Raw genomic sequence first — 243 nt, 5'->3', positions numbered from 1 at the left:
CCCCCCCCCCCCCCCCCCCCCCCCCCCCCCCCCCCCCCCCCCCCCGCCGCCCGGCGATGCGTTACAGCCCCCCCCCGCAGGCCGACCTCCGGGACCTACCGGGCCTACCGGACATGCCGGAGCGACCGGACCATCAGGTGGACCTCAGGGACCTAACGGGCCTAACGGACCGTCCGGAGCGGCCGGAGCAGCAGCAGGACATCAGGGAGATGGGGGGCGGAGCGGACCAACAGGAGCAGCAGC

The 243-nt window shown here is 77.0% G+C and carries 1 pseudogene; it reads left to right on the top strand.

From position 1 onward, the window contains the following. A pseudogene (locus JDS80_RS31900) lies at positions 1 to 243 on the top strand (hypothetical protein); the annotation flags it as partial.

It is taken from the genome of Bacillus cereus group sp. N8 (assembly GCF_016483685.1).
Taxonomy (GTDB): Bacteria; Bacillota; Bacilli; order Bacillales; family Bacillaceae_G; genus Bacillus_A; species Bacillus_A proteolyticus.
Note: the sequence above shows the minus strand (reverse complement) of the source record. Positions and strands in the feature narration are given on the sequence as shown.